Here is a 23,575-nt window from a genome sequence, read left to right as displayed (position 1 = left end):
TCGTGCGCCGACCGGGCACACTTGAGCCTGTGACCGTTCGAGTTGGCGCCCTGCATCTGGGGTGGGATGTGGTGTCTGTCGCCGCGGGTGGCGGTGAGACCCCCATCCGCCCGGTTCAGGTGGAGGGCACCTACACCCCGCCCGCCTACCTGCTCGCCGACGCGGCGGGCAGGCTGCACACCGCCGGTGTCGACCGGCAGCGACCCGATCTGGGGATGGCGATCGCCGACGTGCGCGACATCCTCGGGCACCCGCAGATCGTGATCGCGGGGGCCACCTGGCCCGCCGAACTGGTGTTCCGGGCCCGGCTCTACAACCCGCTGGCCGCCGTCGGCAAGTACCTGCGCGGCAAACCGCAGCTGGTGGCGTTGCCGTATCCGGACAGCTGGCCGGAGGAGAAGGTCGAGGTCTACGCCGGGCTGGTCGAACAGCTCGACGTGGTCGTCGAACCACTCCCGGAGAGCGTGGCGCTGTCGGGTTACCTGCGCGCGCTCGGTCTGGTCTCGCCGCCGAGCGAGCGGCACCACACCGGCATCGGGGCCACCGGCATCTACTCCGACGGCCGCACCCTGCTGGTGGTCGCGGTGCACGGTGACGACGAGCAGCCGACCGAATCGGTCGAGGTCTCGGTGAACCCGGAGGCGCTGCGCGACGCGCGCACCGCCGACAACGTGGTCATCGAGGCGATGGCCGCGGCCCGTTCCATCGGCGCCGACACCTCGACGGTGCTGCTCGCGGGCAATGTGTGCTTCAACGACGCGCTGCGCCTGGCGTTCCAGAACCACCTCGGGCAGCGGTTGCAGGTGGCCGATCATCCGATGCACGCGCTGGTGCTCGGTGCCGCGCATCTGCTGGTCACCGAGCCGTTCGACGAGGACGACCACCCCGACCCGCAGCATCCGGGTCAGGCCTACGCCGCGCAGGTCGGCTGGGGTGCGCCCCCGACCGCCCCGCCCGCGGCCCAGCCGCCCGGACCGGCCGGATTCGTCGCCGGGCCACCCGCCCAGACCGGTGGGCGCCACGCCCTCGACGACGAGGCCGACCAGCGCGGCAAGCTCCTGGGCAAGGTCAAGAAGGGGTTCTTCGGCGCACCGGCCGTGCTCGGCGCGCTCGCGCTCGCGGCCACCGGCTGGCAGGCCGACACCGCCCGCGCGGCCGCCGCCCCGGACTGCGCGTTCACCCCCTACGCCAACACGACCCCGCCCGAGGGCATCACGACGGCCCGCGCGAGCGGGTGTGCCGCCCCCGGCATCGACAACCTGCGCTATCTGATCCCCGGTCCGGCCCGCGCCACCGACCCGGGACCACCGGTGGTCATCTAGTCCGATTGCGGGGGTCTCATACCCGGCTGGTATCGTTGGCCGCTGGCGTGTGGAACGCCGACCCGTTCGCGGTTCGGTGTCTGCGCGATGTCCCGGGTCTCCACCGGCCGCCGGGACAACCTCGACGTCAGCCGAGGTCCAGCACGACTTTGGCCGGCAACACCGACGACAGACAGGGAACGACTGTGCCTACGTACAGCCCCAAGGCAGGTGACGTCACCCGCAAGTGGTACGTCATCGATGCCACTGACGTAGTCCTCGGCCGTCTCGCCGTGCAGGCCGCTGGCCTGCTGCGCGGCAAGGGCAAGCCGACCTACGCACCGCACGTCGATGGTGGCGACTTCGTCATCATCATCAACGCGGACAAGGTTGCCATCTCCGGCAACAAGAAGCAGGACAAGCTGATCCACCACCACAGCGGACACCCGGGCGGCCTCAAGTCGCGCACTGTCGGCGAGGTGTTGGCGACCCGTCCCGATCGTCTCGTGGAGAAGGCCGTCAAGGGCATGATCCCGAAGAACAAGCTGGGTAACGCGATCGCGGGCAAGCTGAAGGTCTACGCAGGCCCGAACCACCCCCACGCCGCGCAGCAGCCGGTTCCGTTCGAGATCAAGCAGGTGGCCCAGTGACCGCTCCTGAAGAGTTCACCCCCGAAGAGTTCGACGCGGTCGACGAGACCGTGGTCGAGGTCGTCGAAGACGGCGAAGGCTACGAAGACGGCGAGACCGTCTACGAGGCTTCCTACGAGCCGATCGTGATCGATCGTCCCGTGCAGACCGTCGGCCGCCGTAAGGAAGCCGTCGTCCGCGTGCGGATGGTTCCCGGTTCGGGCAACTTCGAGCTCAACGGCCGCACCATCGAGGACTACTTCCCGAACAAGGTGCACCAGCAGCTCGTGAAGTCCCCGCTGGTCACCGTCGAGCGTGTCGAGAGCTTCGACATCTACGCTCGCCTGGTCGGTGGCGGCCCGTCGGGTCAGGCAGGCGCCCTGCGTCTGGCCATCGCCCGCGCGCTGATCGAGGTCACCCCCGAGGATCGCCCCGCGCTCAAGCGCGCGGGCTTCCTGACCCGTGACCCGCGTGCCACCGAGCGCAAGAAGTACGGCCTCAAGAAGGCCCGTAAGGCGCCTCAGTACTCGAAGCGCTGATTTCGGCACTGTCGACCGCCGTCTTCGCCTACTTTGGCTGAGGCGGTACCGTCGGCGGAGCACGTGTGCGAGAGCAGGCTTCCAGCACGGCTGGTCGCCTGCTCTCGTGCTGTATATGGACCACCTACAAGGGGCAGGTATGGGACAGCTTTTCGGTACGGACGGCGTTCGTGGGCTCGCCAACGACTCGTTGAGTCCGGAACTGGCGATGCGGGTCGCCGGTGCGGCAGCGCAGGTGCTCAGCCGGGGCAAGAAGCGTCCGGTCGCGGTGGTCGGTCGTGATCCCCGGGCCAGCGGTGAGATGCTCGAAGCCGCGGTGACCGCGGGCCTCACCGCCACCGGTGTCGACGTCCTCTCCGTCGGTGTCCTCCCGACCCCGGCCGTCGCCTATCTGACCGGCCTCTACGACGCGTGCTTCGGCGTGATGATCTCCGCCTCGCACAACCCCATGCCCGACAACGGCATCAAGATCTTCGCGGCGGGCGGGCACAAGCTCGACGACGCCGTGGAACAGCGGATCGAAGCCCTGATCGCCGACGGCGCAACCGTGCGCCCGACCGGCGCTGGCATCGGCCGCGTGCGCGGCGACTACACCGTCGAGGGCACCCACGAACGCTATGTCGAGCACCTGCTCGAATCGACCGGGGAGAACCTGTCCGGGCTCACCGTCGTGGTCGACTGCGCGCACGGCGCGGCCGCCGAGGTGGCGCCGCAGGTGTACCGGGAAGCGGGCGCGACGGTGATCGCGATCAATGCCGAACCCAACGGTCTCAACATCAACGACGGCTGCGGTTCCACGCACCTGGAGGCCGTCCGCGCCGCGGTGCTCGCCCACGGCGCCGACCTGGGTGTCGCGCTCGACGGCGACGCCGACCGGTGCCTCGCGGTCGACGCCACCGGCGAGGTGGTCGACGGCGACAAGATCATGGCGGTGCTGGCGCTGGCCATGCGCGAGGCGGGTGAGTTGGTCTCCGACACCCTCGTGGCCACCGTGATGAGCAACCTCGGCCTGCACATCGCCATGCGCGAGGCCGGGATTCGCGTCCTCACCGCCGCTGTCGGCGACCGCTACGTGCTGGAGGAACTGCGGCGCGGCGGGTTCAGTCTCGGCGGTGAGCAGTCGGGCCACGTGGTGTTCCCGCGCTACGGCACCACCGGCGACGGCGTGCTCACCGGGCTGCGCTTGATGGCCCGGATGGCGCAGACCGGTCGCGGACTCGGGGAGCTGGCGTCGGTGATGAGCACCGTCCCCCAGGTGCTGGTGAACGTGAAGGTGTCGGACAAGGCCGCGGTCGCCGCCGCCCCCGAGGTGCGCGACGCGGTGGCCGAGGCGGAGCGCATGCTCGGCGACTCGGGCCGGGTCCTGTTGCGTCCCAGCGGCACCGAGCAGTTGGTTCGCGTGATGGTCGAGGCCACCGATCCGGCGCAGGCCCGGCAGCTGGCCGACGACCTGGCCAAGCAGGTCGCCGCCGTCTGATCCGCTGGCGTGCCGTCGCCGCTGCATCTACTATCGGCGTACGCCGTAAGGACCTGTGTGCCCGTCGGCGCGTGTGCTCGCTCGGCGCACCGGAGTATTCGGCGCGCAGCACGATTCGAAGGGGGGCCGACCATGGCGCCGCTGCCTGCCCGCAACTACCAGGATCAGTACTACGAATACGGCGAACCGCACCGCTGCGGTGGGGCGTGTGGTCGGCCGGGCTGTCATGAAGTGCCGCAGGGATATTCGCCGACCGTGCCGATTCGCGACGAGGGATACGGTCAACGGTTGGAGGCGGAGTCCGCGCGCGGCGGGGCGGTGGCGGTGCCACGTCCCTCGCCGCGCTCGCGGTCGCTGATCGCGGTGGTCGCGATCCTGCTCGCCACACTCGTCGCCGGGCTGGTCGGGATCAAGCTCGGCTCCGACATCGATCTGTTCGGGGCGGCGGAAACGGCTGTGGTGCAGCGTGATGCGGGTGTCGATACCTAGGCCACGGTGTGTCCTACTTCTCGCTGAGCTGCCCGGCGGCCATGTGCCAACGGCGGGTCGCCCGCACAGAATCCAGCATGCGACGGTCGTGCGTCACCAGAATCAGGGTGCCCGTGAAGGATTCGACCGCCTGCTCGAGTTGTTCGATGGCGGGCAGGTCGAGGTGGTTGGTCGGTTCGTCCAGGACCAGCAGATTCACCCCGCGCGCCTGGAGTAGGGCAAGGGCCGCGCGGGTGCGTTCACCCGGTGAGAGCGTGTCGCACGCACGGATCACATGCGGGCCGCGCAGCCCGAACTTGGCCAGCAGCGTGCGGACATCGGCGTCGGGCCAGTCCGGCATGGCCGCGCCGAAGGTGTCGACCAGCCGTTCGGTCCCACGGAACAGTCCACGCGCCTGATCCACCTCGCCGATGGCGACACCGGAACCCAAAGCGGCAGAACCGGAATCGGGTGCGATCTTGCCGAGCAGCAGCCCGAGCAGGGTCGACTTACCCGACCCGTTGGCACCGGTGAGCACGATCCGGTCGGCCCAGTCGATCTGGGTGGTGACCGGCCCCAGCGTGAACTCCCCACGGGTGACCGTCGCGTTGTTCACGGTGGCGACGACCGCACCACTGCGCGGGGCGGTGGCGATCTCCATCCGCAGCTCCCACTCCTTGCGCGGTTCCTCGACCACCTCGAGCCGTTCGATGCGGCGCTGCGTCTGCCGGGCCTTGGCGGCCTGCTTCTCGGTGGATTCGGCGCGGGTTTTGCGGCCCATCTTGTCCGAGTCGTCCTTGCCCTTGCGCCGGGCATTGCGCACACCGTGCTCGAGCCAGTTGCGCTGCATCTGGGCGCGCGCCTCCAAACCTGCCTTGGTGTCGGCGAATTCGTCGAACTGTTCGCGAGCGTGTTTGCGGGCGATCTCCCGCTCGGTGAGATACGCCTCGTAACCACCGTCGTACATACCGTACTGCTGCTGCGCCAGATCCAGCTCCAGCACGCGGTTCACGGTGCGCGCCAGGAACTCCCGATCGTGACTGATCACCATCAGCGGCACCCGCACACCGGTGACGAAACGTTCCAACCGGTCCAGGCCGTCGAGATCGAGGTCGTTGGTCGGTTCGTCGAGCAGCAGGATGTCGAAGCGCGACAACAACACCGACGCCAGACCCGCACGCGCCGCCTGACCGCCCGACAGACCCGTCATCGGGGTGTCGAGGCCACCGGCCAAGCCGTCGGTGAGGCCGAGTTCGGCCGCGACTTCCTCGGCCCGCTGGTCCAGGTCCGCGCCGCCGAGGGCGAGCCAATGTTCCAGCGCGGGGGAGTAGTCGTCGTCCCCGCCCTCGCCCAGGCGCTCGGCCGCGTCGTCCATCACCCGCTGGGCATGCGCCACTCCGGTTCGGCGGGAAAGGAATTCGAGTACGGTCTCGCCCTCGATGCGCTCCGGCTCCTGGGCCAGATAGCCGACGGTGGCGTCGGGCGGGCTCAGGGTGATCGTGCCGTCGCCCGCGTCGTGCTCGGCCAGCATCCGCAGCAACGTCGACTTGCCCGCGCCGTTCACCCCGACCAGCCCGATCACATCACCCGGGGCGAGGGTGAAATCGAGGTCGGCGAACAGGGTCCGCTCGGCGTGTCCCGCGGCCAGGCCGCTGGCGTGCAATGTCGTGCTCACCGCTCGAGTCTGCCCGATCTCAGGGTGTGACCCCGAGATGGGGTGGGTCGAAATCAGGGTGCGGATGGGTCTGTCGACCGATGCCGGGCGCGGCACCCGACGGCACAGTGGAGTCACAACCGCTCGACAGGAAGGCACACCATCATGACTGCCCCCGCTCGCCGCTTCACCCGATCGACCAGCGACAAATGGATCGCAGGCGTCTGTGGCGGCATCGCCGACTACTTCGGGTGGAGCCCGAGCGTCGTCCGCCTCGCCTTCGTCGCCTCCTGCCTGCTGCCCGGCCCCCAGTTCCTGCTCTACCTGATCCTGTGGCTGATCATGCCCAAGAAATAACAACCCGACGTGGCCGTGAACCGCTCGCGGATGACAGGATGGTGGAGTTCCACCGCGCCGTCATCCGCGAGTTTCCCGTTTGAGGAGGAGCCATGGTCACCTCGGGCGACATCCCCGGCTTCGGCCTACCCGACATCGACGCCCATACCCCCCTCGACGGCCTCGGCCCCGTCGAACTCAACTCTCCCTCCCAGGACCTCGACACCGACGGCGTCGCCGACTCCCTCACCCACACCGACCCCAACTCCACCACCATCTGGTCCGACTACGACGAGGACGGCTTGGCCGACCACGTGACGGTGATCGAGGACGACGGGGACTACGCGTCGTGGGAGTACCACCGTCATCCGGACGGGACGTCGGAGTGGCGGAAGACGGATCAGGGGAATCTGGGAAAGTAGGGGCCGGTTCGAGGGAACCGAGGGGCGCCCGCGTGCGTCCAAGTGAGTAGTGCGCCAACGGCGCGTGACCGAGGGAGGGGACAGTGGGCGATCAAGTAACGGTTGATCCGACAGCCCTGCGTAAGGCCGGGTCGAATCTGAAGGCGTCGGCGGCTGATATCGGGGTGTGCGCGGCCGATGCGAAGTGGACCTTCACGGCCAAGCAGGCCGGGCGCGAATACGGCGCCGAGGGGGCGAAGGTCGGGGCCGTGATCGGGAAGGTCGAGACCTGGTTGAAGAACTGGCAGACGGCGGTCGACAAAACGGGGGCGCAGATGACCACCAGCGCGGACAGTTATGCCACGTCCGATGACGCCAGCGTCTCGAAGATCACCGCGGCCGGGGTGAACCTCTGATGCGCGCCATATCGAACTGCGCCCCCTGCGCTCGGGGAGCAACTCGTGGCTGACACACCTTCGTGGCCGAATATTCCGAATTCCGGCAGTGCCGACGATCTTCTCGACGCCGGTGCCGAGGGATTGCAGTATTTCATCGAGTATGTGCCGCGATATCTGCGCGCCCTCGCACTCACCGGGACAGCAGGGCGAGCGGAAATCACCGGCGCGGCCGATATGAACTCGCTGATCTATTCCAAGTACGACGCTGAACGCGACATGGACCTGGCGGCGATAGAGCGGATATCCCAGGCACTCGACAAGGTGATGTCCAAGGTTCCGGGCGAAATCGAGGAGCAGCGTAGCCAGCTCACGAATCTGCCCTCGATCTGGCAGGGGCAGGCCGGTGACGCGGCGTGGAACATGCTCAATACGCAGCTGGTCCGTGTCGAGCAGGACCGCATCGAGGCCGCGACGATCTCACTCGAGTTGAGCTATGTGGCGACTGCGCTGCGGACCGCCGTGCGGCACAAAGCCGTGACAGTACAGAGTTTCTGGTCGCCGAATACGCCGGATATCCCGACGCAGGACAGCAACGGGGCGAGTCGCAGCCAGATCGATTTCTGTTTGAACGAATTGACCTTCAATCGGGGAAGTTCGCAGGGACAGAAGATGGTCGAATGGTTGACCACGGTGTTCATACCGCATGTCGAGGCGACCTACGACAAATTCGTGCAGCTGTGCAAGGAAGTCGATACCGAGGTGCGTCGAGTGTACGGCGTGCTGGTCGAGGCCTTGAATGGCTTGGATACTGCGGCGTACCCGATGCCGCAGGATTCGAGCAAACCGCAGACTCTGGTGCAACAGCCTGGAAACGGCGATCCGTCGTCCGGTAATCCGAGCACGGGCAATCCGTCGACCGATACGCCGTCGACGACTCCGGCGAATACGGATGACGACAAAGACGACGACAAAGATGATGACGACGACGATGACGACAGCGGTCTGGATCTGGGCGAGATCTCCGACACCGTCACCGAGGTGATGAGCGGCCTCACGTCTCTGGTCTCGTCGGTGAGCCAGCTCGAGTCTCTCGTCACCTCCACGGCGGAAACCCTGAGCACCGGCTTGGCCTCGCTGAGCACCTCGGTGCAGGAAGGTCTCGCGTCGCTGTCTAGTCAGGTGAACAGTTTGCTCGCCGGTGGTGCGACGTTCGATGTGAACGGCACGCAGGTGAGTATCGCCACCGATGCCGAGGGGCAGCTGACGGTCAGTACGCAAGACGCCCAGGGTAATTCGCACGAATACGCGCTCACTCTCGACGAGAACGGCGTGCCGGTGATCACCGACGACCAGTCGGGTGGAGTGCTCGGCTCGGGCACGCCGGAAACCGGCACCGGCACCGGCGAAGCCGGTCAGGAGGACGCGGGCGAGGACGGTTCGGCCGTGGACGAGAACTCGACCGGTTCGCTCGACGCGAACGGCTACGCGTCGGAGGGGCAGGTGCCCGCCCAGGCAGGGCGTCCACCGGCGACGAGCTCGAATACGGAAGAGGACGGGGAACATTGGGCCGGTCAGTACCCCGAGAGCCAGCCGATCGAGCCGGGTGGTTCCGGTGCCCAACTGGCCGAGGCGGGTCCGTTGTGAGCCGAGCTGAGAGGATCGCGGGATGAGTCGATCGAGGATCGAGGAGGGGGCGCACGAGTTCCTGCGCCGGGTGCGAATCCTGGACGACGAGTACGACGCGCTGCGGACCAGCCTGTCCGCCCACAACGGACACGAAATCCTGGCCGAGATCGAGGCGGCCCGCGCACAGGAGGCCGCCGAAGCGGCGGAGCGCGAGCGCCTCGAAGCGGAGGAACGCGCCCGTCAGGAGGCCATCGCCGAACAGCAGCGGCAGGCCCTCACCCGCCCGGCACCACCGGACTTCGGCTACCCGCCAAGGGAATTCACCCCGGTTCCCGCGCCGACCGCCATGCCACAGCCGATGGCGCCGGATCCGAATCTGACCGAGGAACAACAGCGTCAGGCCGAGATCCGTGCGGCGATCGCGCGCGCGAAGGCGGCCCGCCAGGCGCAATCCCGGGTCGCCCCGTCGGACGACGACGACCCGGAGGCCGAGTACTACCGCCGCTCGACCTGGTTGGACTGAGCCGGTAACCGAGGCCGCCGAGACCGATCGGGCGGGCAGGGGAGGGTTGTCAGCCCTTGATGAGTTTGGCGACCGTGCCGATGGACAGTTTGGGGGCTTCCACTTCGACCTCGGCGTGGGGGTCGATGACCGTGGTGTGGGGGATCGCGGCTTCGGGGTCGACGAAGGGCTTGTATTTCTTGTCGCCCTGGATGGTGGCGAGTAGGTAGCCGGTGAGCAGGGCGCGGGTGGCCTTGTCGGTCTTGTATTCGTAGCGGCCGGCGCCGAGGGCGGCGAAGAGGCGGCGGCCCTCGATGATGCCGTTGTGGGTGGCGCCGTCGAGGCGGCGGAGGAGGCAGGGGCCCGACCAGGCGGTGGCCAGGGGGCGGACATTGGAGTTGATGGAGTCGAGGTCCGTTCCGGCCAGGATGAGGGCTGGGGTGTCGAGGTCGGGGGCGATGTTCTCCGCGGCGGGGGAGGTCGGCGCGGGGAAAAGGGCGGCGACGGTGGCGACGGGACGCTGGGCGGCGGCGAGGACGGCGGCGCCCGCACCCATGCCGTGCCCGGCCAGGGCGAGGCGGTCGGGGTGGACGCTGATGGTTCCGTCGCCGAGACGGACCTTGCTCACGATGTCGAGGGTGGTGAGCAAGTCGGTGGCCAGGTCGAGATGTGACGGAATCGGTCCGCGTTCGGTGTCGGGGGCGGCGACGACGAAACCCCACGACGCGACGTGCTCGAGCAGGCCCTTGTAGTTCTCGGCGCTGGTCAGCCAGCTGTGCGCGAACGCGACGGCGGGCAGGTTCAGCCCGGACTCGGGGGTGTACACGACACCGGGTTGACCGGCGATGCCGAGGTTGCCACGCAACACCCGGTGAGGACCGCGCATGGACAGGGTGCTCAGGAGCGATTTCACGGAGTCCGACACGGCGTGAAGACTATCCGATCAGTAGGGTAGTGGACCATGTGCGGAATCGTTGGCTACGTCGGATACCGGGATGCGCTCGGCGTTGTCGTCGACGCGCTGCGTCGCATGGAGTACCGGGGCTACGACTCCGCGGGGGTGGCGATTCTCGACGGAAACGGGGGGATCGCGGTCGAACGCAAGGCGGGTCGGCTGGCGAATCTGGAAGCCGAACTCGACGAAGCGGGCGCCGCGAAATTCGCCGGGACCAGCGGAATGGGCCATACGCGCTGGGCCACGCACGGCGCGCCGACCGACCGCAACGCCCACCCGCACCGCGACTGCTCCGGCAAGCTCGCCGTGGTCCACAACGGCATCATCGAGAACTTCGCACCGCTGCGGCGCGAGCTCGAGGACGCCGGGATCGAGCTGCGCAGCGACACCGACACCGAGGTCGCGGTGCATCTGGTGGCCCGCGCGTACGCCGAGGGGCCGACCGCCGGTGACTTCACCGCGAGCGTGCTCGCCGTGCTTCGCCGCCTCGACGGCGCGTTCACGCTGGTGTTCACCCATGCCGATCATCCGGGCACGATCGTCGCGGCGCGGCAGTCGACGCCGCTGGTCGTCGGGGTCGGGCAGGGTGAGATGTTCATCGCCTCCGATGTCACCGCGTTCATCGAGCACACCCGCGAAGCCGTGGAGCTCGGCCAGAATCAGGCCGTGGTCATCACCGCCGACGGTTACACCGTCACCGACTTCGACGGCGATACCGACGTGACGAGCAGGCCGTTCACCATCGACTGGGATCTGGCCGCCGCCGAGAAGGGCGGGCACGACTACTTCATGCTCAAGGAGATCGAGGAGCAGCCGACCGCTGTCGCCGACACTCTGATCGGGCATTTCGTCGTCGACGAGAACGGCGGGCGGATCGTGCTCGACGAGCAGCGCCTCGCCGACCAGGAGCTGCGCGAATTCGACAAGGTGTTCGTGGTGGCGTGTGGCAGCTCCTACCACGCGGGTCTGCTGGCCAAGTACGCCATCGAGCACTGGACGCGGGTGCCGGTGGAAGTGGAGCTGGCCAGCGAATTCCGTTACCGCGACCCGGTTCTGGACCGCTCGACGCTGGTGGTCGCGGTCTCGCAGTCGGGGGAGACCGCCGACACGCTGGAAGCGGTGCGTCACGCCAAGGAGCAGAAGGCGCGGGTGCTCGCGATCTGCAACACCAACGGCGCCCAGATCCCGCGCGAGTCCGACGCGGTGATCTACACCCGCACCGGCCCCGAGATCGGGGTGGCCTCGACGAAGGCGTTCCTGGCGCAGGTGGCCGCGAACTATCTCGTCGGCCTGGCCTTGGCGCAGGCGCGCGGCACCAAGTACCCCGACGAGGTGGCGCGTGAGTTCGCCGAACTCGAGTCGATGCCGAAGCTGATCGCCCGCGTGCTCGAGACCGCGCCGCAGGTGCGTGCCATCGCCCGCGAGCTGGCGCACGTGCCGACGGTGCTGTTCCTGGGGCGCCACGTGGGTTACCCGGTGGCGCTCGAGGGCGCGCTCAAGCTCAAGGAACTGGCCTATATGCATGCCGAGGGTTTCGCGGCGGGCGAGCTCAAGCACGGGCCGATCGCGCTGATCGAGGACGGGCTGCCGGTGATCGTGGTGATGCCGTCGCCGAAGGGCCGCGCGGTGCTGCATTCCAAGCTGCTCAGCAACATTCGCGAGATCCAGGCCCGTGGGGCGCGCACGATCGTCATCGCGGAGGAGGGCGACGACACGGTCCGCCCGTTCGCCGACGACCTCATCGAGATCCCGGCCGCTCCGACCCTGTTCCAGCCGCTGCTGTCGACGGTTCCGCTGCAGATCTTCGCCGCCGAAGTGGCGCAGGCGCGCGGCTACGACGTCGACAAGCCGCGCAACCTGGCCAAGTCCGTCACGGTCGAGTAGGCGCTACTCGACCGTGATCTGGCCGCGCATGTCCGGGTGCAGAGAGCACAGGTAGCGGTAGGTGCCGGGCTGGGTGAAGGTGTAGGACCATTCGCCCTTGTCGATGATGGGGCTGTTGATGCCCATCGCCTTGTCGCCGATGCCCTGCACGTTGTGGGGTGCCTTGTCGGAGAACTTCCAGGTGACGGTTTGGCCGACCTTGATGGTCGCCTGGGCCGGGCTGTACTTCATGTCGCCGACCTCGACCGTGAGGGCGGCGTCGACCTGGACGGACGGCATGGTCGTGGTCGAGACCGGGCGAGGCTTGCGCGTTGTGGTGGTGGCGGCGTTGTCCGAATCGCCGGAACAACCGGCGACGAGCAGGGTGGCGACCACGGTGAATCCGGCGGCAACCCGTGCGGCGCGGTGACGAACCATCGACATGGTTGTGCAGCGTAGTCTGCGAACGATCGCGGGACGGTCGTGGCCCGCGCGGGTGCAGGCGGGAGACGACGATGGTTGCTCGGCGCGACTACTTCACCGTGGATCAGGTGCGGGCGGCCGAGGCGGAACTGTTCACCCGGGTGCCCGACGGTGTGCCGATGCGACGCGCGGCATTCGGGTTGGCGCGTGTGGTCGCCGAGGAATTGCGTTCGCGCACAGGGGGAGTGGTCGGGCGTTCGGTCGGGCTGCTGGTCGGCTCCGGGGACAATGGCGGCGACGGGCTGTGGGCCGGTGCGATGCTTCGGCGACGAGGGGTGGCGGTGCAGGCCGTGCTGCTGAATCCCGAGCGCGCGCATGCGCAGGGGTTCAGTGCTTTTCGGCGGGCCGGGGGTCGGGTGGTCGATCGGCTGGGCGAAGTCGACGCGGTGGTCGATGCGATCGTCGGAATTTCCGGTAAGGGGCCTTTGCGGCCCGACGCAGCGGAAATGCTTGCCGCCGTGGATGTTCCGATAATCGCTGCCGACCTGCCGAGCGGTGTCGACCCGAACACCGGGGCTGTCGACGGACCTGCCGTGCGGGCTGATGTGACAGTGACGTTCGGGGCGTACAAACCGGTGCACGCGCTGGCACCCGCACGCTGCGGACGAATCATCTTGGTGCCCATCGGCTTACAGCTGCCCGATGCCACGCTGGCGCAACTCGATCCGGCCGAAGTGGGCGCCGGATGGCCGGTGCCGGGTCCGTTCGATGACAAGTACACCCAGGGTGTGACCGGAGTCTGCGCGGGTAGCGCCGAGTATCCGGGGGCCGGGGTGCTGTGCACGGGTGCGACTGTGGCGGCCACCTCGGGAATGGTGCGGTACGCCGGGAGCGACACCGAGGTGGTGCGCCAACTCCCGGAAGTCGTTGCCGCGCCGAGTATTCAGGAGACTGGCCGGGTGCAGGCGTGGGTTTTCGGGCCCGGTGCCGGAACGGACAAGCGGGACGATCTCGCCCGGGTGCTCGCCACGGATCTGCCGGTGATCGTCGACGCCGACGGCCTCACCATCCTCTCCCGCGAACCCGACCTGGTGCGTGGTAGGCAGGCCCCGACCGTCCTCACCCCGCACGCCGGGGAATTCGCCCGCCTCGCAGGTGCCAGGCCCGATCCTGACCGGGTGGCAGCGGTCCGCGCCCTCGCCGAGCAATGGGGCGTGACGGTGCTGCTGAAGGGCCGCGCCACCATCATCGCCACCCCCGGCGAGACCACCCTGGTCAGCGACGCGGGCGCATCGTGGGCCGCCACCGCAGGCTCCGGCGACGTACTCGCGGGCGTCATCGGCGCCCTGCTCGCCGCGGGCAAACCCCCGACCTGGGCCGCGGCCGCCGCAGCCCGGGTCCACGCCCTCGCCGCCAACCTGGCCGCCCACGACACACAGACCGCAGGCGCACCCATCTCGGCGACCCCACTGCTCGACCATGTCCGCCCGGCGGTGCGCCTACTCCGAGAACTCGCGCCGACCCCCCGGTGATCCAGCTCTCGCCCTCGACGAGGTGATCGAACACCCACAGGTAGTAGCGACCGCAGGCTTCGGCGCGAACCCAGCTGACGCCACGGGGAGGCGGAACCGCCCTGAGTCGCGGGGAGGCAGAACAGCTGGCATAGAGTCGACGACAGGCGGAAAGTGCGCACACGGGTAACTCACCGGGTACGGGCTGACCCGGCCATGCTCCAAAGCTTGCCGCGTTCCCGAGTTGCCCCGAGCCTGAGTCTGGCCAGAAGTCGCGGAGAGGCGGAACAGTGCAAGTGGAGACGGTCATCGACCTCGACGCCATTGCTCACAACGTGCGCGTGCTGCGTGGCTTCGCGCAGGGCGCCGGGGTGATGGCGGTGGTCAAGGCCGACGGATACAACCACGGTGCCGTGCGGGTGGCGCGTGCCGCGTTGGGTGCGGGCGCGCGGGAACTCGGTGTGACCACGGTCGCCGAGGCCCTGGAGTTGCGGGCGGCGGGGATCGACGCGCCGATTCTGTGCTGGCTCAACACCATCGACGCCGACTACGCGGCGGCGATCGCGGCCGACGTCGAGATCGGGGTGTCCTCGCTCGAACAGGTGCGGGTGGTCGAGCAGGCCGCGCGCAAGACCGGCCGCACCGCGACGATCTCGCTCAAGGTCGACACCGGACTGAACCGCAACGGTGTGGCGGTGACCGAGTACCCCCAGGTGCTGGCCGCCGTCCGCCGCCTCGTCGACGACCACGTGCTGCGCTTGCGCGCGATCTTCTCCCACCTCGCGCATGCCGACGAACCGGGCAATCCCGGCATCGACCGGCAGCGGGAACGGTTCCTCGAGGCCGTCGCGCTGGCCAAGGAGCACGGGCTGGAACCCGAGCTCGTCCATCTGGCGAATTCGGCCGCCACGCTCACCCGCCCCGATCTGCGTTTCGATCTGGTCCGACCGGGCATCGCGGTCTACGGGCTCTCGCCGATTCCGGAACTCGGTGACTTCGGGCTGCGGCCCGCGATGACCCTGCAGGCCGAGGTCACCCTGGTCAAACGGGTGTCGGCCGGGGAAGGTGTGTCCTACGGGCATCGGTGGATCGCCCCGCGCGACACCACTGTCGCCCTGGTACCCGCCGGGTACGCCGACGGTGTGTTCCGTTCGCTCAGTGGGCGTTTCGAGGTGTGGCTCGGCGGCGCGCTGCACCGTAATGTCGGAAGGGTGTGCATGGACCAGTTCATGGTCGACCTGGGCGACAACGTCGGCAATGTGCGCCCGGGCGACCGGGCGGTGCTGTTCGGTGGTGGCGCGGGTCATCCGCACGCCCTGGACTGGGCGCGGCTGCTCGACACCATCGACTACGAGATCGTGTGCTCGCCGCGCGGGCGCGCGGTCCGTCGGTATGTGGGGACCGGCCGATGAGGCGCGGCCGGGTGGTGCGCGGCGGGTTCGCCACCGCCGGAGTGCTCGGGGCGCTCGCCCTCGCCCACACGTTGCGCCGGATCGGCGCGCGGGTGCGCTGGCCCGCCGAACGCGACGAGTACCGTGACGAGAACTTCGCCCTGATCGATGAGGACGAACCGGGTGAGGTCCGCGCCGACGACGGTGTATCGCTGGCCACCCGCACCTACGGTGACGCCACCGCCGAGGTGACCCTGGTCTTCGTCCACGGTTTCTGCAACAGCATGGACTCGTTCCATTTCCAGCGCCGCGACCTGGCCCAGCAGTGGGGCCCTCGGATTCGGATGGTGTTCTTCGACCAGCGCGGCCACGGCCGTTCCGGCATGCCGAGCACCGACAGCTGCACCATCGCCCAGCTCGGTCGCGACGTGGCGGCCGTGGTGCGCGACTGTGCGCCGAAGGGTCCGGTGGTGCTCGTCGGCCACTCACTGGGTGGGATGGCCGTCCTCGCGGCGGCCGCGCAGTTCCCCGAACTGTTCGCCACCAGGGTGGCCGGGGTGGCCCTGTTCAACACCGCCGCCGCCGAGATCACCTCGACCGGTCTGCTGCAGTTGCTGCGGCATCCGGCGCTCGGCGTCTTCGGGCTGGCCGTGCGGACGGCGCCCACGCTGGTGCAGTTCGGGCGCTCGGCGAGCAAGCACGTGGTGACGCCGATGCTGCACGTCAGCTCGTTCCACGGCCCCGTGAGTCCCACGCTGTCGCGGTTCACCACCATGATGATCGACCGCACGCCCGTCGCCACGGTCGAGAAGTTCCTGAAAACCATTGAGCTGCATGACGAGTCGGCTGCCCTGCCGACGCTGAACAAGCTGCCCGTGCTCGTCCTCGGCGGTGCGCACGACATGGTGATCCCGTTCGAGAACTCGCGCCTGCTGGCCGAGGCACTGCCCACCTGTGAACTGGTGAAGATCGGTGAGGGAGCACACATGCCACACCTGCAGTTCCCCCAGGCAGCCCGCGACGCGCTCGACCGGCTGCTCGCCCGCGCGGGTGCCGAGAGTTTCGGTGGGGAGGCCGTCGGTGGCTGAGCCGCAGACCCGTGTCCTGCCGAGCGTCGAGGACACCGAGGCATTCGGTCGCGAACTCGCGAAGACGCTTCGCCCCGGCGACCTGGTGGTGCTCGACGGCCCGCTCGGCGCCGGTAAGACCGCGCTGACCAGGGGAATCGCCGCCGGTCTCGGTGTTCAGGGGCGGGTGAGCTCGCCGACGTTCATCATCGCGCGCGCCCACCGTGCCGGGCAGCGACCCGACGGCTCGACCGGGGTGCCGATGGTGCACGTGGACGCCTACCGGCTCGCGGGCGACCTCGACGAACTGGATTCCCTCGACCTCGACACCGACCTGAACCACGCGGTCGTCGTGGTGGAGTGGGGCAAGGGCGTGGTCGAACACCTCGCCGACCGGCATCTGCGTGTGCAACTCATCCGAGAACCCGAATCCGATGTGCGCACGGCGATCTGGGAATGGATCGGCTGACGCGCCGAACCACGTTCCACCGGTGCGCGCCGGTCGCGAATACCACCCGGTATTGTTGAGACAATCATGCTCGTACTAGCAGTCGACACCGCGACACCTGCCGTTACAGCGGGATTGGTGCATCTGTCACCCGCCGAGGACGCGGACTCCCGACCCGCCGTGGCCACCCTCGCCACCCGGGTGAAGGTCGACGCACGCGCCCACGCCGAGGTGCTCACCCCGCAGATCCTCGAATGCCTCGCCGAAGCGGGGGTGGCCCGCGCCGACCTCGATGCCGTGGTCGTCGGGATCGGGCCGGGCCCGTTCACCGGGCTGCGGGTGGGGATGGCCACCGCCGCCGCCTTCGGTGACGCGCTCGGCCTGCCCGTGCACGGTGTGTGCAGCCTCGACGCCATCGCCGCCGACAGCGCGGGCGAACAACGCGACGCGGGCGAACTGCTCGTGGTCACCGACGCGCGCAGGCGCGAGGTGTACTGGGCGCGCTACCTCGACGGCGCCCGCGTCGCCGGGCCGCAGGTGTGCAAGCCCGCCGACGTGCCGGTGGGTGAGGCCGTCGCCATCGCCGGGTCGGCCGCCCATGTCGACGACTTCGACCTGCCGGTCCTGCCGAACGAAACGCCCTCACCAGGGGGTCTGGTCGCCGTCGCCGCACCGGCCCTGCTGGCGGGCACGGTGCCCGAGGCACTCGTTCCGCTGTACCTGCGTCGGCCCGACGCGGTGGAGAACAGTTTCCACACCCTGGCGGGCGCCTCGTGACCTTCCACATCGCGCCCATGACCGTGCACGACATCGACCGCTGCGTCGAGCTGGAACATCTGCTGTTCCCGGAGGACGATCCATGGCAGGCGGTGTCGTTCCGGTCCGAGCTGGCCGGGGCGCACAACCGCTACATCACCGCCCGTGACGAGAACGGCACCATGGTCGGCTACGCGGGCATCGCGCTGCTCGGCGACAACGCCCACCCCGAGGCCGAGGTGCACACCATCGGTGTCGACCCGCAATGTCACCGTGGCGGCATCGGCACCCTGCTGCTCGAGGCCCTGCTGGCGACGGCGGCCGAACGGGGCGGCCCGGTGTTCCTCGAGGTCCGCACCGACAACGCGCCCGCGATCGCGCTCTACGCCAAGCACGGCTTCCACATCATCGGGTTGCGCAAGAACTACTACCACCCCAGCGGCGCCGACGCGTACACGATGCGGCGCCCGGAACTCACCGCCGCGGCCGACGAATGGGCCGCGCGTGGACGCCAGGACGAGGTGCTGTCGTGAACGGCGCAGGCTGTGCTGCCGCGTTCGTCTACCGGATCGGATCGACTGTGAGCGGGGTCGCGGCGTGATCGTCATGGGGATCGAGAGTTCGTGCGACGAAACGGGAGTCGGCATCGTGCGCCGCCACCCCGACGGGTCGGTCGAACTGCTCGCCGACGAGGTGGCCTCGAGTGTCGACCAGCACGCCCGGTTCGGTGGTGTGGTGCCCGAGATCGCCTCGCGCGCGCATCTAGAGGCGATCGTGCCCGCCATGCGCCGCGCGCTGGCAGCCGCCGGGATCAGCAAGCCGGACGCGCTCGCCGTCACCATCGGGCCGGGCCTCGCCGGTGCGCTGCTGGTCGGTGTCGCGGCCGCCAAGGCGTACGCGGCGGCCTGGGACGTGCCGTTCTACGCGCTCAACCACCTCGGCGGGCATGTCGCGGTCGACACCCTCGAACACGGTCCGCTGCCGCCCGCGGTGGCGCTGCTCGTCTCGGGTGGGCACACGCATCTACTGCAGGTGAGCGATCTCGGCTCGCCCATCACCGAAATGGGCAGCACCGTCGACGACGCCGCGGGCGAGGCCTTCGACAAGGTCGCCCGGCTGCTGGGCCTCGGCTATCCCGGCGGCCCCGCGCTGGACGCCATGGCCCAGGACGGTGACCCGCGCGCCATCGCCTTCCCACGCGGCATGACCGGCCCGCGCGACGCCCGCTACGACTTCTCCTTCTCCGGCCTCAAGACCGCCGTCGCCCGATACGTGGAAGCCGCGCAGCGCCAGGGCATCACGCCCGACCAGCTGCCGATTCCGGATATCGCCGCGTCGTTCCAGGAGGCCGTCGCCGATGTGCTGACGATGAAAGCGGTGCGCGCGGCGACCGATGTCGGTGTCGACACGATCGTGCTCGGTGGCGGTGCCACGGCGAACTCGCGGATCCGCTCGCTGGCCGAGGAGCGCTGCGTCGCGGCCGGATTGACCCTGCGAGTGCCCAAGCCGCGCCTGTGTACGGACAACGGGGTGATGATCGCGGCTCTCGGCGCGCATGTGATCGCGGCGGGCGCCGAACCCGCCGAGCTGACGGTGGCGACCGACCCGGGGCTCCCGGTATCGGTGAGCGCGCTGCGCTAGGTCTGTTCGGCTGCTGCCGCGCCGGATCCGATCGGCCCGCGGTCGGCCCTGCACGGCCGCTGTGCCGATTCTGGTGCGTCCTAGTCGGCCGGAACGATCGGGGTCACGCCTGTCGGCGGGATCACCAGGCCGCTGCTGGCGGGAGCCTGGGTGGGGGAGGTGTTCGGGGTCGACGGGCGCTGTTGGCCGCGACCGGAACCGCTGTTGAGGCCGCCGGGGGATTCCGGGTAGGGGATCTGCGGCAGGTTGGGATCGGGGCGCAGGGTCGGTGCCGTCGTGGTGGGTGACGGGGACGGCGCGGGGGTGGTCGACGGGGCCGATGTCGGCGGTGCCGTGGTGGTCGATTCCTCGGTAGGCGTGACCGGCTCGACGACCGGCGGGGCGACGGTGGTCCCGGTGCGGTCGGTGCTCTCGCGGAAGGTTGGTGTCGGTGCCGGTGGCACCACGGGTAACGGCGGCTGGCGCACGGTGCTGCTGGTTCCGGCCGGTGTCACGTCGGGAGCGTCCGGGGAGATGGTCCGCACGCCGTAACCGATCACCAGGCCAACGACGACCACAGCACCCGCCAGCGTTCCGATCACCTTGGCGAACGTGCCGCTCGGCGCGTCACCGAGGGTGGCCGACTGCATGGCGGACGGAGCTACCGCGTCGGCGAGCAGGGCCGCGCCCTTGGCGATCACGGCCTCGGGATCGGGCACGGTGACCACGGGGACGTCCAGGCGCGTGCCGAGAGTGTCGATGACGCACGGGATGTTGGCGCAGCCGCCGATCACCGCGACCGCTTCCGGATACTTCGGCGCCCTGGTGAACACCGACGCCGAGAACACCGCCATATTGCGCAGCAGTCCGCCGATGAGTTCCTCGAAATCGGATCGGGTGAGCTTGAGCGGCTGCCCGGCCACGTGGTCGATGGTGACGGCGGGCGCGACGGTGAGGTGCTCCTTCGCGGCCCGGCCACGGTTGGTGAGGGTCTGGCGGTTGGGCCGCGTCCCGCGCCGGGCGTAGTGCAGGTCGACGAGGTGGTGGTAGATGAGCTCGTCGATGGCGTTGCCGCTGAGGGTCGGGGTGCGTTCGGTGTGCAGGACCGTGCCCTCGGCCTGGTCGGCCACGGTGACGGTGAGCCCGGTGGCGCCGAGGTCGACGACGGCGACGGTCGAATAACGGTCGAGCAGGCCGGTGTAGCGCAGGTAGGCGAGGGCGGCGGTGCCTTCGGAGACCAGACGCAGATCGCGGTGGTGCGAGCACGCGGCCCGAATGGCCTGGGCCTGCTCGCGGTTGCGGTAGGCCACGGCCACACTGGTCGGTGGGCGCGAGCGCGTGGCGACGGCACGGCGGTGCGCGCCGGTGGAGTACCGCCCGAGCGGTTCACCGTCGAGATCCGCCTGCTGGTTGGACACGGGTAACTGGTTGGTCATCAGTTCGATCGACGACGACACGAGATCGCCGAGATCGGAGTGCGCGGCGTCGGCGGAGACGACGCGGTAGTCGAAGTTCTGTTCGCCGGATCCAGCGGTGGCGACCAGAGCCGAGCACACCACCTCGTTCCCGGCGGAAATGCCGAGGGATGTTCGCATGTTCACCTCCCTTCGAGCGGATGGTTCCAACGGAGGCCGACCATCTCGAATGGAACGATATGCATACTCTGTCACAGCCTGTTATGCGAACGTTACAGATTTACCCACTCGATGTGAAGATCACTCCGAACAGCGCGGCGTGTCGACATCGCACCGACAACATCCCGACCCCGAGGAGGGATCGCCGCGCAGCGGCGGTCGGCGGCCGTCCCGACGATCAGGGGCCGTTGCGTAGGCGACGAAGGAGCAAGCAACGGTGCCTGATCGTCGGGACCTCAGGGGCCGCCGACTCGAGCGCACCAGCGCTCCAACCAACACTGGCAGAACCCGACCTTGAGCGCTGGCACTCGCGCGTATAGAGTGCTAGTCGGCACTGTGTAGCTGTGCTTGTGCCATCGACGACTACTGGGCTCGGAGTCCCGGCACCCGCGACGACGGGGCCTGCGCGCAGGGTCGCATGCTGAACCGAACCCGGTCCGGGGCAACAGTCCCGGACGACCGAATTTCCCCGAAAGTGGAGGGCTCAACGTGGCGAGCGTGAACATCAAGCCGCTCGAGGACAAGATCCTCGTCCAGGCCAACGAGGCCGAGACGACGACGGCCTCCGGCCTGGTCATCCCGGACACGGCCAAGGAGAAGCCGCAGGAGGGCACCGTCATCGCCGTCGGCGCGGGCCGCGTCACCGACAAGGGTGACCGCATCCCGGTCGATGTCAAGGAAGGCGACGTCGTCATCTACAGCAAGTACGGCGGCACCGAGATCAAGTACCAGGGCGAGGAATACCTCATCCTCTCGGCGCGCGACATCCTGGCCGTCGTCACCAAGTAAGGCCGACGCCGCATCAGCGTTCCGCCCCGGCGTCCTCGTGACCCGGGGCGGAATGCGTTAAAAACACAGGAGCTTTCAATGCCCAAGCAGATCCAGTTCGACGAGCAGGCTCGTCGGGCGCTGGAACGCGGTGTGGACAAGCTGGCCGACGCCGTCAAGGTGACCCTCGGACCGCGTGGCCGCCACGTGGTTCTCGCCAAGGCCTTCGGTGGCCCCACCGTCACCAACGACGGTGTCACCATCGCGCGTGACATCGACCTCGAGGACCCCTTCGAGAACCTCGGCGCCCAGCTCGTCAAGAGCGTCGCCACCAAGACCAACGACGTCGCGGGCGACGGTACGACCACCGCCACCGTGCTGGCCCAGGCGTTCGTGCGCGCGGGCCTGAAGAACGTCGCCGCGGGTGCGAACCCGATCTCGCTCGGCCAAGGCATCGCCGAGGCCGCCGAGAAGGTGTCCGAGGTGCTGCTCGCCGCGGCCACCCCGGTCGAGGGTGCCCAGGCCATCGCCCAGGTCGCCACCGTCTCCTCGCGCGACGAGGAGATCGGCGAAATGGTCGGCAAGGCGCTCACCACGGTCGGCAAGGACGGCGTCGTGACCGTCGAGGAGTCCTCGACCACGCAGACCGAACTCGTCGTCACCAAGGGCGTGCAGTTCGACAAGGGCTACCTCTCGCCCTACTTCCAGACCGATCCGGAGACCCAGCAGGCCGTGCTGGAGGACGCCTACGTCCTGCTGCACCGCGACAAGATCAGCTCGCTGCCCGACCTGCTGCCGGTGCTCGAGAAGATCGCCGAGTCGGGCAAGGCCGTGCTGATCGTGGCCGAGGACGTCGACGGCGAAGCGCTGTCGACCCTGGTGGTCAACTCGATCCGCAAGACCATCAAGGCCGTCGCGGTGAAGGCGCCGTTCTTCGGTGACCGCCGCAAGGCGTTCCTCGACGACCTCGCCGTCGTCACCGGTGGCACCGTGATCAACCCCGATCTCGGCGTCACCCTGCGCGAGGCCACCCTCGAGCAGCTCGGCCAGGCGCGTCGTGTCGTCGTCACCAAGGACGAGACCGTCCTCATCGACGGTGCGGGCACCGAAGCCGACGTCGCGGCCCGCAGCGCGCAGCTGCGCCGCGAGATCGAGGCCACCGACTCCGACTGGGACCGCGAGAAGCTCGAAGAGCGCCTCGCGAAGCTGGCCGGTGGCGTCGCGGTGATCAAGGTCGGCGCGGCCACCGAGACCGCGCTCAAGGAGCGCAAGTACCGCGTCGACGACGCGGTCGCCGCCGCCAAGGCCGCGGTCGAAGAGGGCATCGTCCCCGGTGGTGGTTCGGCGCTGGTACAGGCCGCCGCCGCCCTCGTGGAGCTGCGTGACTCGCTGACCGGCGACAAGGCCATCGGCGTCGAGGTGGTCCGCAAGGGCCTCGAGGCGCCGCTGTTCTGGATCGCCACCAACGCGGGGCTCGACGGTGCCGTGGTGGTCAGCAAGGTCGCCGAGGGCAAGGACGGGTTCAACGCCGCCACTCTGACCTACGGTGATCTGCTCACCGACGGTGTGGTCGATCCGGTCAAGGTGACTCGTTCGGCTGTGGTGAATGCGGCGTCTGTCGCTCGGATGATTCTGACGACTGAGAGTGCTGTTGTGGACAAGCCGGTCGAAGAGGCCGACGACCATGGGCATCACGGTCACGCGCACTGAGTGAAGTACAAGGCCCGCTGCTGATTTGGATCGGCAGCGGGCTTTGTCGCGCTCGGGGCTTTTGTGTTGCGCCCAAAGGGGTGTTGGGCTGTGTTTTT

At 68.9% G+C, this 23,575-nt stretch carries 24 protein-coding genes; 20 read left to right on the top strand and 4 right to left on the bottom strand.

Going from position 1 to position 23,575, the window contains the following annotated elements:
• Nucleotides 1-29 precede the first annotated feature (29 nt).
• From NC7_RS11730 to NC7_RS11710, 5 genes are all read left to right on the top strand, one after another.
• Nucleotides 30-1,322 (top strand): hypothetical protein, encoded by a 1,293-nt coding sequence (locus NC7_RS11730; protein ID WP_236573271.1) that lies wholly within the window; start codon nucleotides 30-32, stop codon nucleotides 1,320-1,322.
• 185 nt (nucleotides 1,323-1,507) lie between these two features.
• Complete coding sequence (rplM, locus tag NC7_RS11725) at nucleotides 1,508-1,951, top strand: 50S ribosomal protein L13 (protein ID WP_022567307.1); 444 nt, start codon at nucleotides 1,508-1,510, stop codon at nucleotides 1,949-1,951.
• Nucleotides 1,948-2,469: a 30S ribosomal protein S9 gene (rpsI, locus tag NC7_RS11720; protein WP_084458401.1), complete on the top strand. Its 522-nt coding sequence runs from the start codon at nucleotides 1,948-1,950 to the stop codon at nucleotides 2,467-2,469. Before rplM ends, rpsI begins: the two co-directional genes overlap by 4 nt.
• 139 nt (nucleotides 2,470-2,608) lie before the next feature.
• Nucleotides 2,609-3,946: a phosphoglucosamine mutase gene (glmM, locus tag NC7_RS11715; RefSeq protein ID WP_067981911.1), complete on the top strand. Its 1,338-nt coding sequence runs from the start codon at nucleotides 2,609-2,611 to the stop codon at nucleotides 3,944-3,946.
• A 132-nt stretch (nucleotides 3,947-4,078) separates the two neighbouring features.
• A complete protein-coding gene (locus NC7_RS11710) occupies nucleotides 4,079-4,435 on the top strand; it encodes a hypothetical protein (protein WP_067981908.1) in 357 nt (118 codons plus the stop codon).
• Nucleotides 4,436-4,448: 13 nt separating this feature from the next.
• Here the strand turns inward: NC7_RS11710 and NC7_RS11705 are convergent, their stop codons facing one another.
• On the bottom strand, nucleotides 4,449-6,035 hold the full coding sequence (locus NC7_RS11705; protein WP_444979997.1) for an ABC-F family ATP-binding cassette domain-containing protein: 1,587 nt from the start codon (nucleotides 6,033-6,035) through the stop codon (nucleotides 4,449-4,451).
• A gap of 198 nt (nucleotides 6,036-6,233) precedes the next feature.
• Between NC7_RS11705 and NC7_RS11700 the strand changes: the two genes are divergently transcribed.
• From NC7_RS11700 to NC7_RS11680, 5 genes are all read left to right on the top strand, one after another.
• Entirely contained in the window at nucleotides 6,234-6,425 is a 192-nt protein-coding gene (locus NC7_RS11700) for a PspC domain-containing protein (RefSeq protein ID WP_067981904.1), read from the top strand.
• Between the two features lie 92 nt (nucleotides 6,426-6,517).
• Complete coding sequence (locus NC7_RS11695) at nucleotides 6,518-6,826, top strand: DUF6802 family protein (RefSeq protein WP_067981901.1); 309 nt, start codon at nucleotides 6,518-6,520, stop codon at nucleotides 6,824-6,826.
• 83 nt (nucleotides 6,827-6,909) lie between these two features.
• The gene (locus tag NC7_RS11690) at nucleotides 6,910-7,221 is read left to right on the top strand and encodes a type VII secretion target (protein ID WP_067981897.1); all 312 of its coding nucleotides are present in this window, start codon (nucleotides 6,910-6,912) and stop codon (nucleotides 7,219-7,221) included.
• Between the two features lie 45 nt (nucleotides 7,222-7,266).
• Nucleotides 7,267-8,847 (top strand): hypothetical protein, encoded by a 1,581-nt coding sequence (locus tag NC7_RS11685; protein ID WP_067981894.1) that lies wholly within the window; start codon nucleotides 7,267-7,269, stop codon nucleotides 8,845-8,847.
• A 22-nt stretch (nucleotides 8,848-8,869) separates the two neighbouring features.
• Entirely contained in the window at nucleotides 8,870-9,352 is a 483-nt protein-coding gene (locus NC7_RS11680; protein ID WP_067981892.1) for a hypothetical protein, read from the top strand.
• Nucleotides 9,353-9,401: 49 nt separating this feature from the next.
• On the opposite strand, the gene NC7_RS11675 is transcribed toward NC7_RS11680, so the two are convergent.
• Nucleotides 9,402-10,256 carry a poly(ethylene terephthalate) hydrolase family protein gene (locus NC7_RS11675; protein ID WP_067981890.1) on the bottom strand — a complete coding sequence of 285 codons (855 nt, stop codon included), beginning with the start codon at nucleotides 10,254-10,256 and terminating at the stop codon, nucleotides 9,402-9,404.
• Between the two features lie 36 nt (nucleotides 10,257-10,292).
• Here NC7_RS11675 and glmS point away from each other — a divergent pair, with 36 nt between their 5' ends.
• Entirely contained in the window at nucleotides 10,293-12,170 is a 1,878-nt protein-coding gene (gene glmS, locus NC7_RS11670; protein ID WP_067981887.1) for a glutamine--fructose-6-phosphate transaminase (isomerizing), read from the top strand.
• Between the two features lie 3 nt (nucleotides 12,171-12,173).
• On the opposite strand, the gene NC7_RS11665 is transcribed toward glmS, so the two are convergent.
• A complete protein-coding gene (locus NC7_RS11665; protein ID WP_067981884.1) occupies nucleotides 12,174-12,593 on the bottom strand; it encodes a cupredoxin domain-containing protein in 420 nt (139 codons plus the stop codon).
• 71 nt (nucleotides 12,594-12,664) lie between these two features.
• Here NC7_RS11665 and NC7_RS11660 point away from each other — a divergent pair, with 71 nt between their 5' ends.
• From NC7_RS11660 to tsaD, 7 genes are all read left to right on the top strand, one after another.
• Nucleotides 12,665-14,104, top strand: coding sequence for a bifunctional ADP-dependent NAD(P)H-hydrate dehydratase/NAD(P)H-hydrate epimerase (locus tag NC7_RS11660; RefSeq protein ID WP_067981880.1), 1,440 nt, complete (start codon nucleotides 12,665-12,667; stop codon nucleotides 14,102-14,104).
• Nucleotides 14,105-14,373: 269 nt separating this feature from the next.
• Nucleotides 14,374-15,495 (top strand): alanine racemase, encoded by a 1,122-nt coding sequence (gene alr / locus NC7_RS11655; RefSeq protein ID WP_067981876.1) that lies wholly within the window; start codon nucleotides 14,374-14,376, stop codon nucleotides 15,493-15,495.
• A complete protein-coding gene (locus NC7_RS11650) occupies nucleotides 15,492-16,562 on the top strand; it encodes an alpha/beta fold hydrolase (protein WP_067982672.1) in 1,071 nt (356 codons plus the stop codon). Before alr ends, NC7_RS11650 begins: the two co-directional genes overlap by 4 nt.
• Entirely contained in the window at nucleotides 16,555-17,010 is a 456-nt protein-coding gene (gene tsaE, locus NC7_RS11645; protein ID WP_084458397.1) for a tRNA (adenosine(37)-N6)-threonylcarbamoyltransferase complex ATPase subunit type 1 TsaE, read from the top strand. Before NC7_RS11650 ends, tsaE begins: the two co-directional genes overlap by 8 nt.
• Before the next feature lie 66 nt (nucleotides 17,011-17,076).
• Nucleotides 17,077-17,766 carry a tRNA (adenosine(37)-N6)-threonylcarbamoyltransferase complex dimerization subunit type 1 TsaB gene (gene tsaB / locus NC7_RS11640; protein WP_067981870.1) on the top strand — a complete coding sequence of 230 codons (690 nt, stop codon included), beginning with the start codon at nucleotides 17,077-17,079 and terminating at the stop codon, nucleotides 17,764-17,766.
• Entirely contained in the window at nucleotides 17,763-18,278 is a 516-nt protein-coding gene (rimI, locus tag NC7_RS11635) for a ribosomal protein S18-alanine N-acetyltransferase (RefSeq protein WP_067981866.1), read from the top strand. Before tsaB ends, rimI begins: the two co-directional genes overlap by 4 nt.
• 64 nt (nucleotides 18,279-18,342) lie before the next feature.
• The gene (gene tsaD / locus NC7_RS11630) at nucleotides 18,343-19,386 is read left to right on the top strand and encodes a tRNA (adenosine(37)-N6)-threonylcarbamoyltransferase complex transferase subunit TsaD (RefSeq protein ID WP_067981863.1); all 1,044 of its coding nucleotides are present in this window, start codon (nucleotides 18,343-18,345) and stop codon (nucleotides 19,384-19,386) included.
• Nucleotides 19,387-19,466: 80 nt separating this feature from the next.
• Here tsaD and NC7_RS11625 read toward each other — a convergent pair whose 3' ends face one another.
• The gene (locus NC7_RS11625) at nucleotides 19,467-20,960 is read right to left on the bottom strand and encodes an Hsp70 family protein (RefSeq protein WP_067982670.1); all 1,494 of its coding nucleotides are present in this window, start codon (nucleotides 20,958-20,960) and stop codon (nucleotides 19,467-19,469) included.
• Between the two features lie 528 nt (nucleotides 20,961-21,488).
• Here NC7_RS11625 and groES point away from each other — a divergent pair.
• The gene (gene groES / locus NC7_RS11620) at nucleotides 21,489-21,788 is read left to right on the top strand and encodes a co-chaperone GroES (RefSeq protein WP_067981860.1); all 300 of its coding nucleotides are present in this window, start codon (nucleotides 21,489-21,491) and stop codon (nucleotides 21,786-21,788) included.
• Nucleotides 21,789-21,866: 78 nt separating this feature from the next.
• A complete protein-coding gene (gene groL, locus NC7_RS11615) occupies nucleotides 21,867-23,477 on the top strand; it encodes a chaperonin GroEL (protein ID WP_067981856.1) in 1,611 nt (536 codons plus the stop codon).
• Nucleotides 23,478-23,575 lie beyond the last annotated feature (98 nt).

It is taken from the genome of Nocardia caishijiensis NBRC 108228, from assembly GCF_001612825.1.
In the GTDB taxonomy this organism is placed as follows: Bacteria; Actinomycetota; Actinomycetes; order Mycobacteriales; family Mycobacteriaceae; genus Nocardia; species Nocardia caishijiensis.
This window is presented reverse-complemented; position numbering and strand designations above follow the sequence as displayed.

What these genes read in the sequence shown, in the direction of transcription:
- glmM (WP_067981911.1), top strand. Translation starts at nt 2,609, where the DNA reads ATGGGACAGCTTTTCGGTACGGACGGCGTTCGTGGGCTCGCCAACGAC.
- NC7_RS11710 (WP_067981908.1), top strand. Translation starts at nt 4,079, where the DNA reads ATGGCGCCGCTGCCTGCCCGCAACTACCAGGATCAGTACTACGAATAC.
- NC7_RS11700 (WP_067981904.1), top strand. Translation starts at nt 6,234, where the DNA reads ATGACTGCCCCCGCTCGCCGCTTCACCCGATCGACCAGCGACAAATGG.
- NC7_RS11695 (WP_067981901.1), top strand. Translation starts at nt 6,518, where the DNA reads ATGGTCACCTCGGGCGACATCCCCGGCTTCGGCCTACCCGACATCGAC.
- NC7_RS11680 (WP_067981892.1), top strand. Translation starts at nt 8,870, where the DNA reads ATGAGTCGATCGAGGATCGAGGAGGGGGCGCACGAGTTCCTGCGCCGG.
- glmS (WP_067981887.1), top strand. Translation starts at nt 10,293, where the DNA reads ATGTGCGGAATCGTTGGCTACGTCGGATACCGGGATGCGCTCGGCGTT.
- NC7_RS11665 (WP_067981884.1), bottom strand. Translation starts at nt 12,593, where the DNA reads ATGTCGATGGTTCGTCACCGCGCCGCACGGGTTGCCGCCGGATTCACC.
- NC7_RS11660 (WP_067981880.1), top strand. Translation starts at nt 12,665, where the DNA reads ATGGTTGCTCGGCGCGACTACTTCACCGTGGATCAGGTGCGGGCGGCC.
- NC7_RS11650 (WP_067982672.1), top strand. Translation starts at nt 15,492, where the DNA reads ATGAGGCGCGGCCGGGTGGTGCGCGGCGGGTTCGCCACCGCCGGAGTG.
- tsaB (WP_067981870.1), top strand. Translation starts at nt 17,077, where the DNA reads ATGCTCGTACTAGCAGTCGACACCGCGACACCTGCCGTTACAGCGGGA.
- NC7_RS11625 (WP_067982670.1), bottom strand. Translation starts at nt 20,960, where the DNA reads ATGCGAACATCCCTCGGCATTTCCGCCGGGAACGAGGTGGTGTGCTCG.
- groL (WP_067981856.1), top strand. Translation starts at nt 21,867, where the DNA reads ATGCCCAAGCAGATCCAGTTCGACGAGCAGGCTCGTCGGGCGCTGGAA.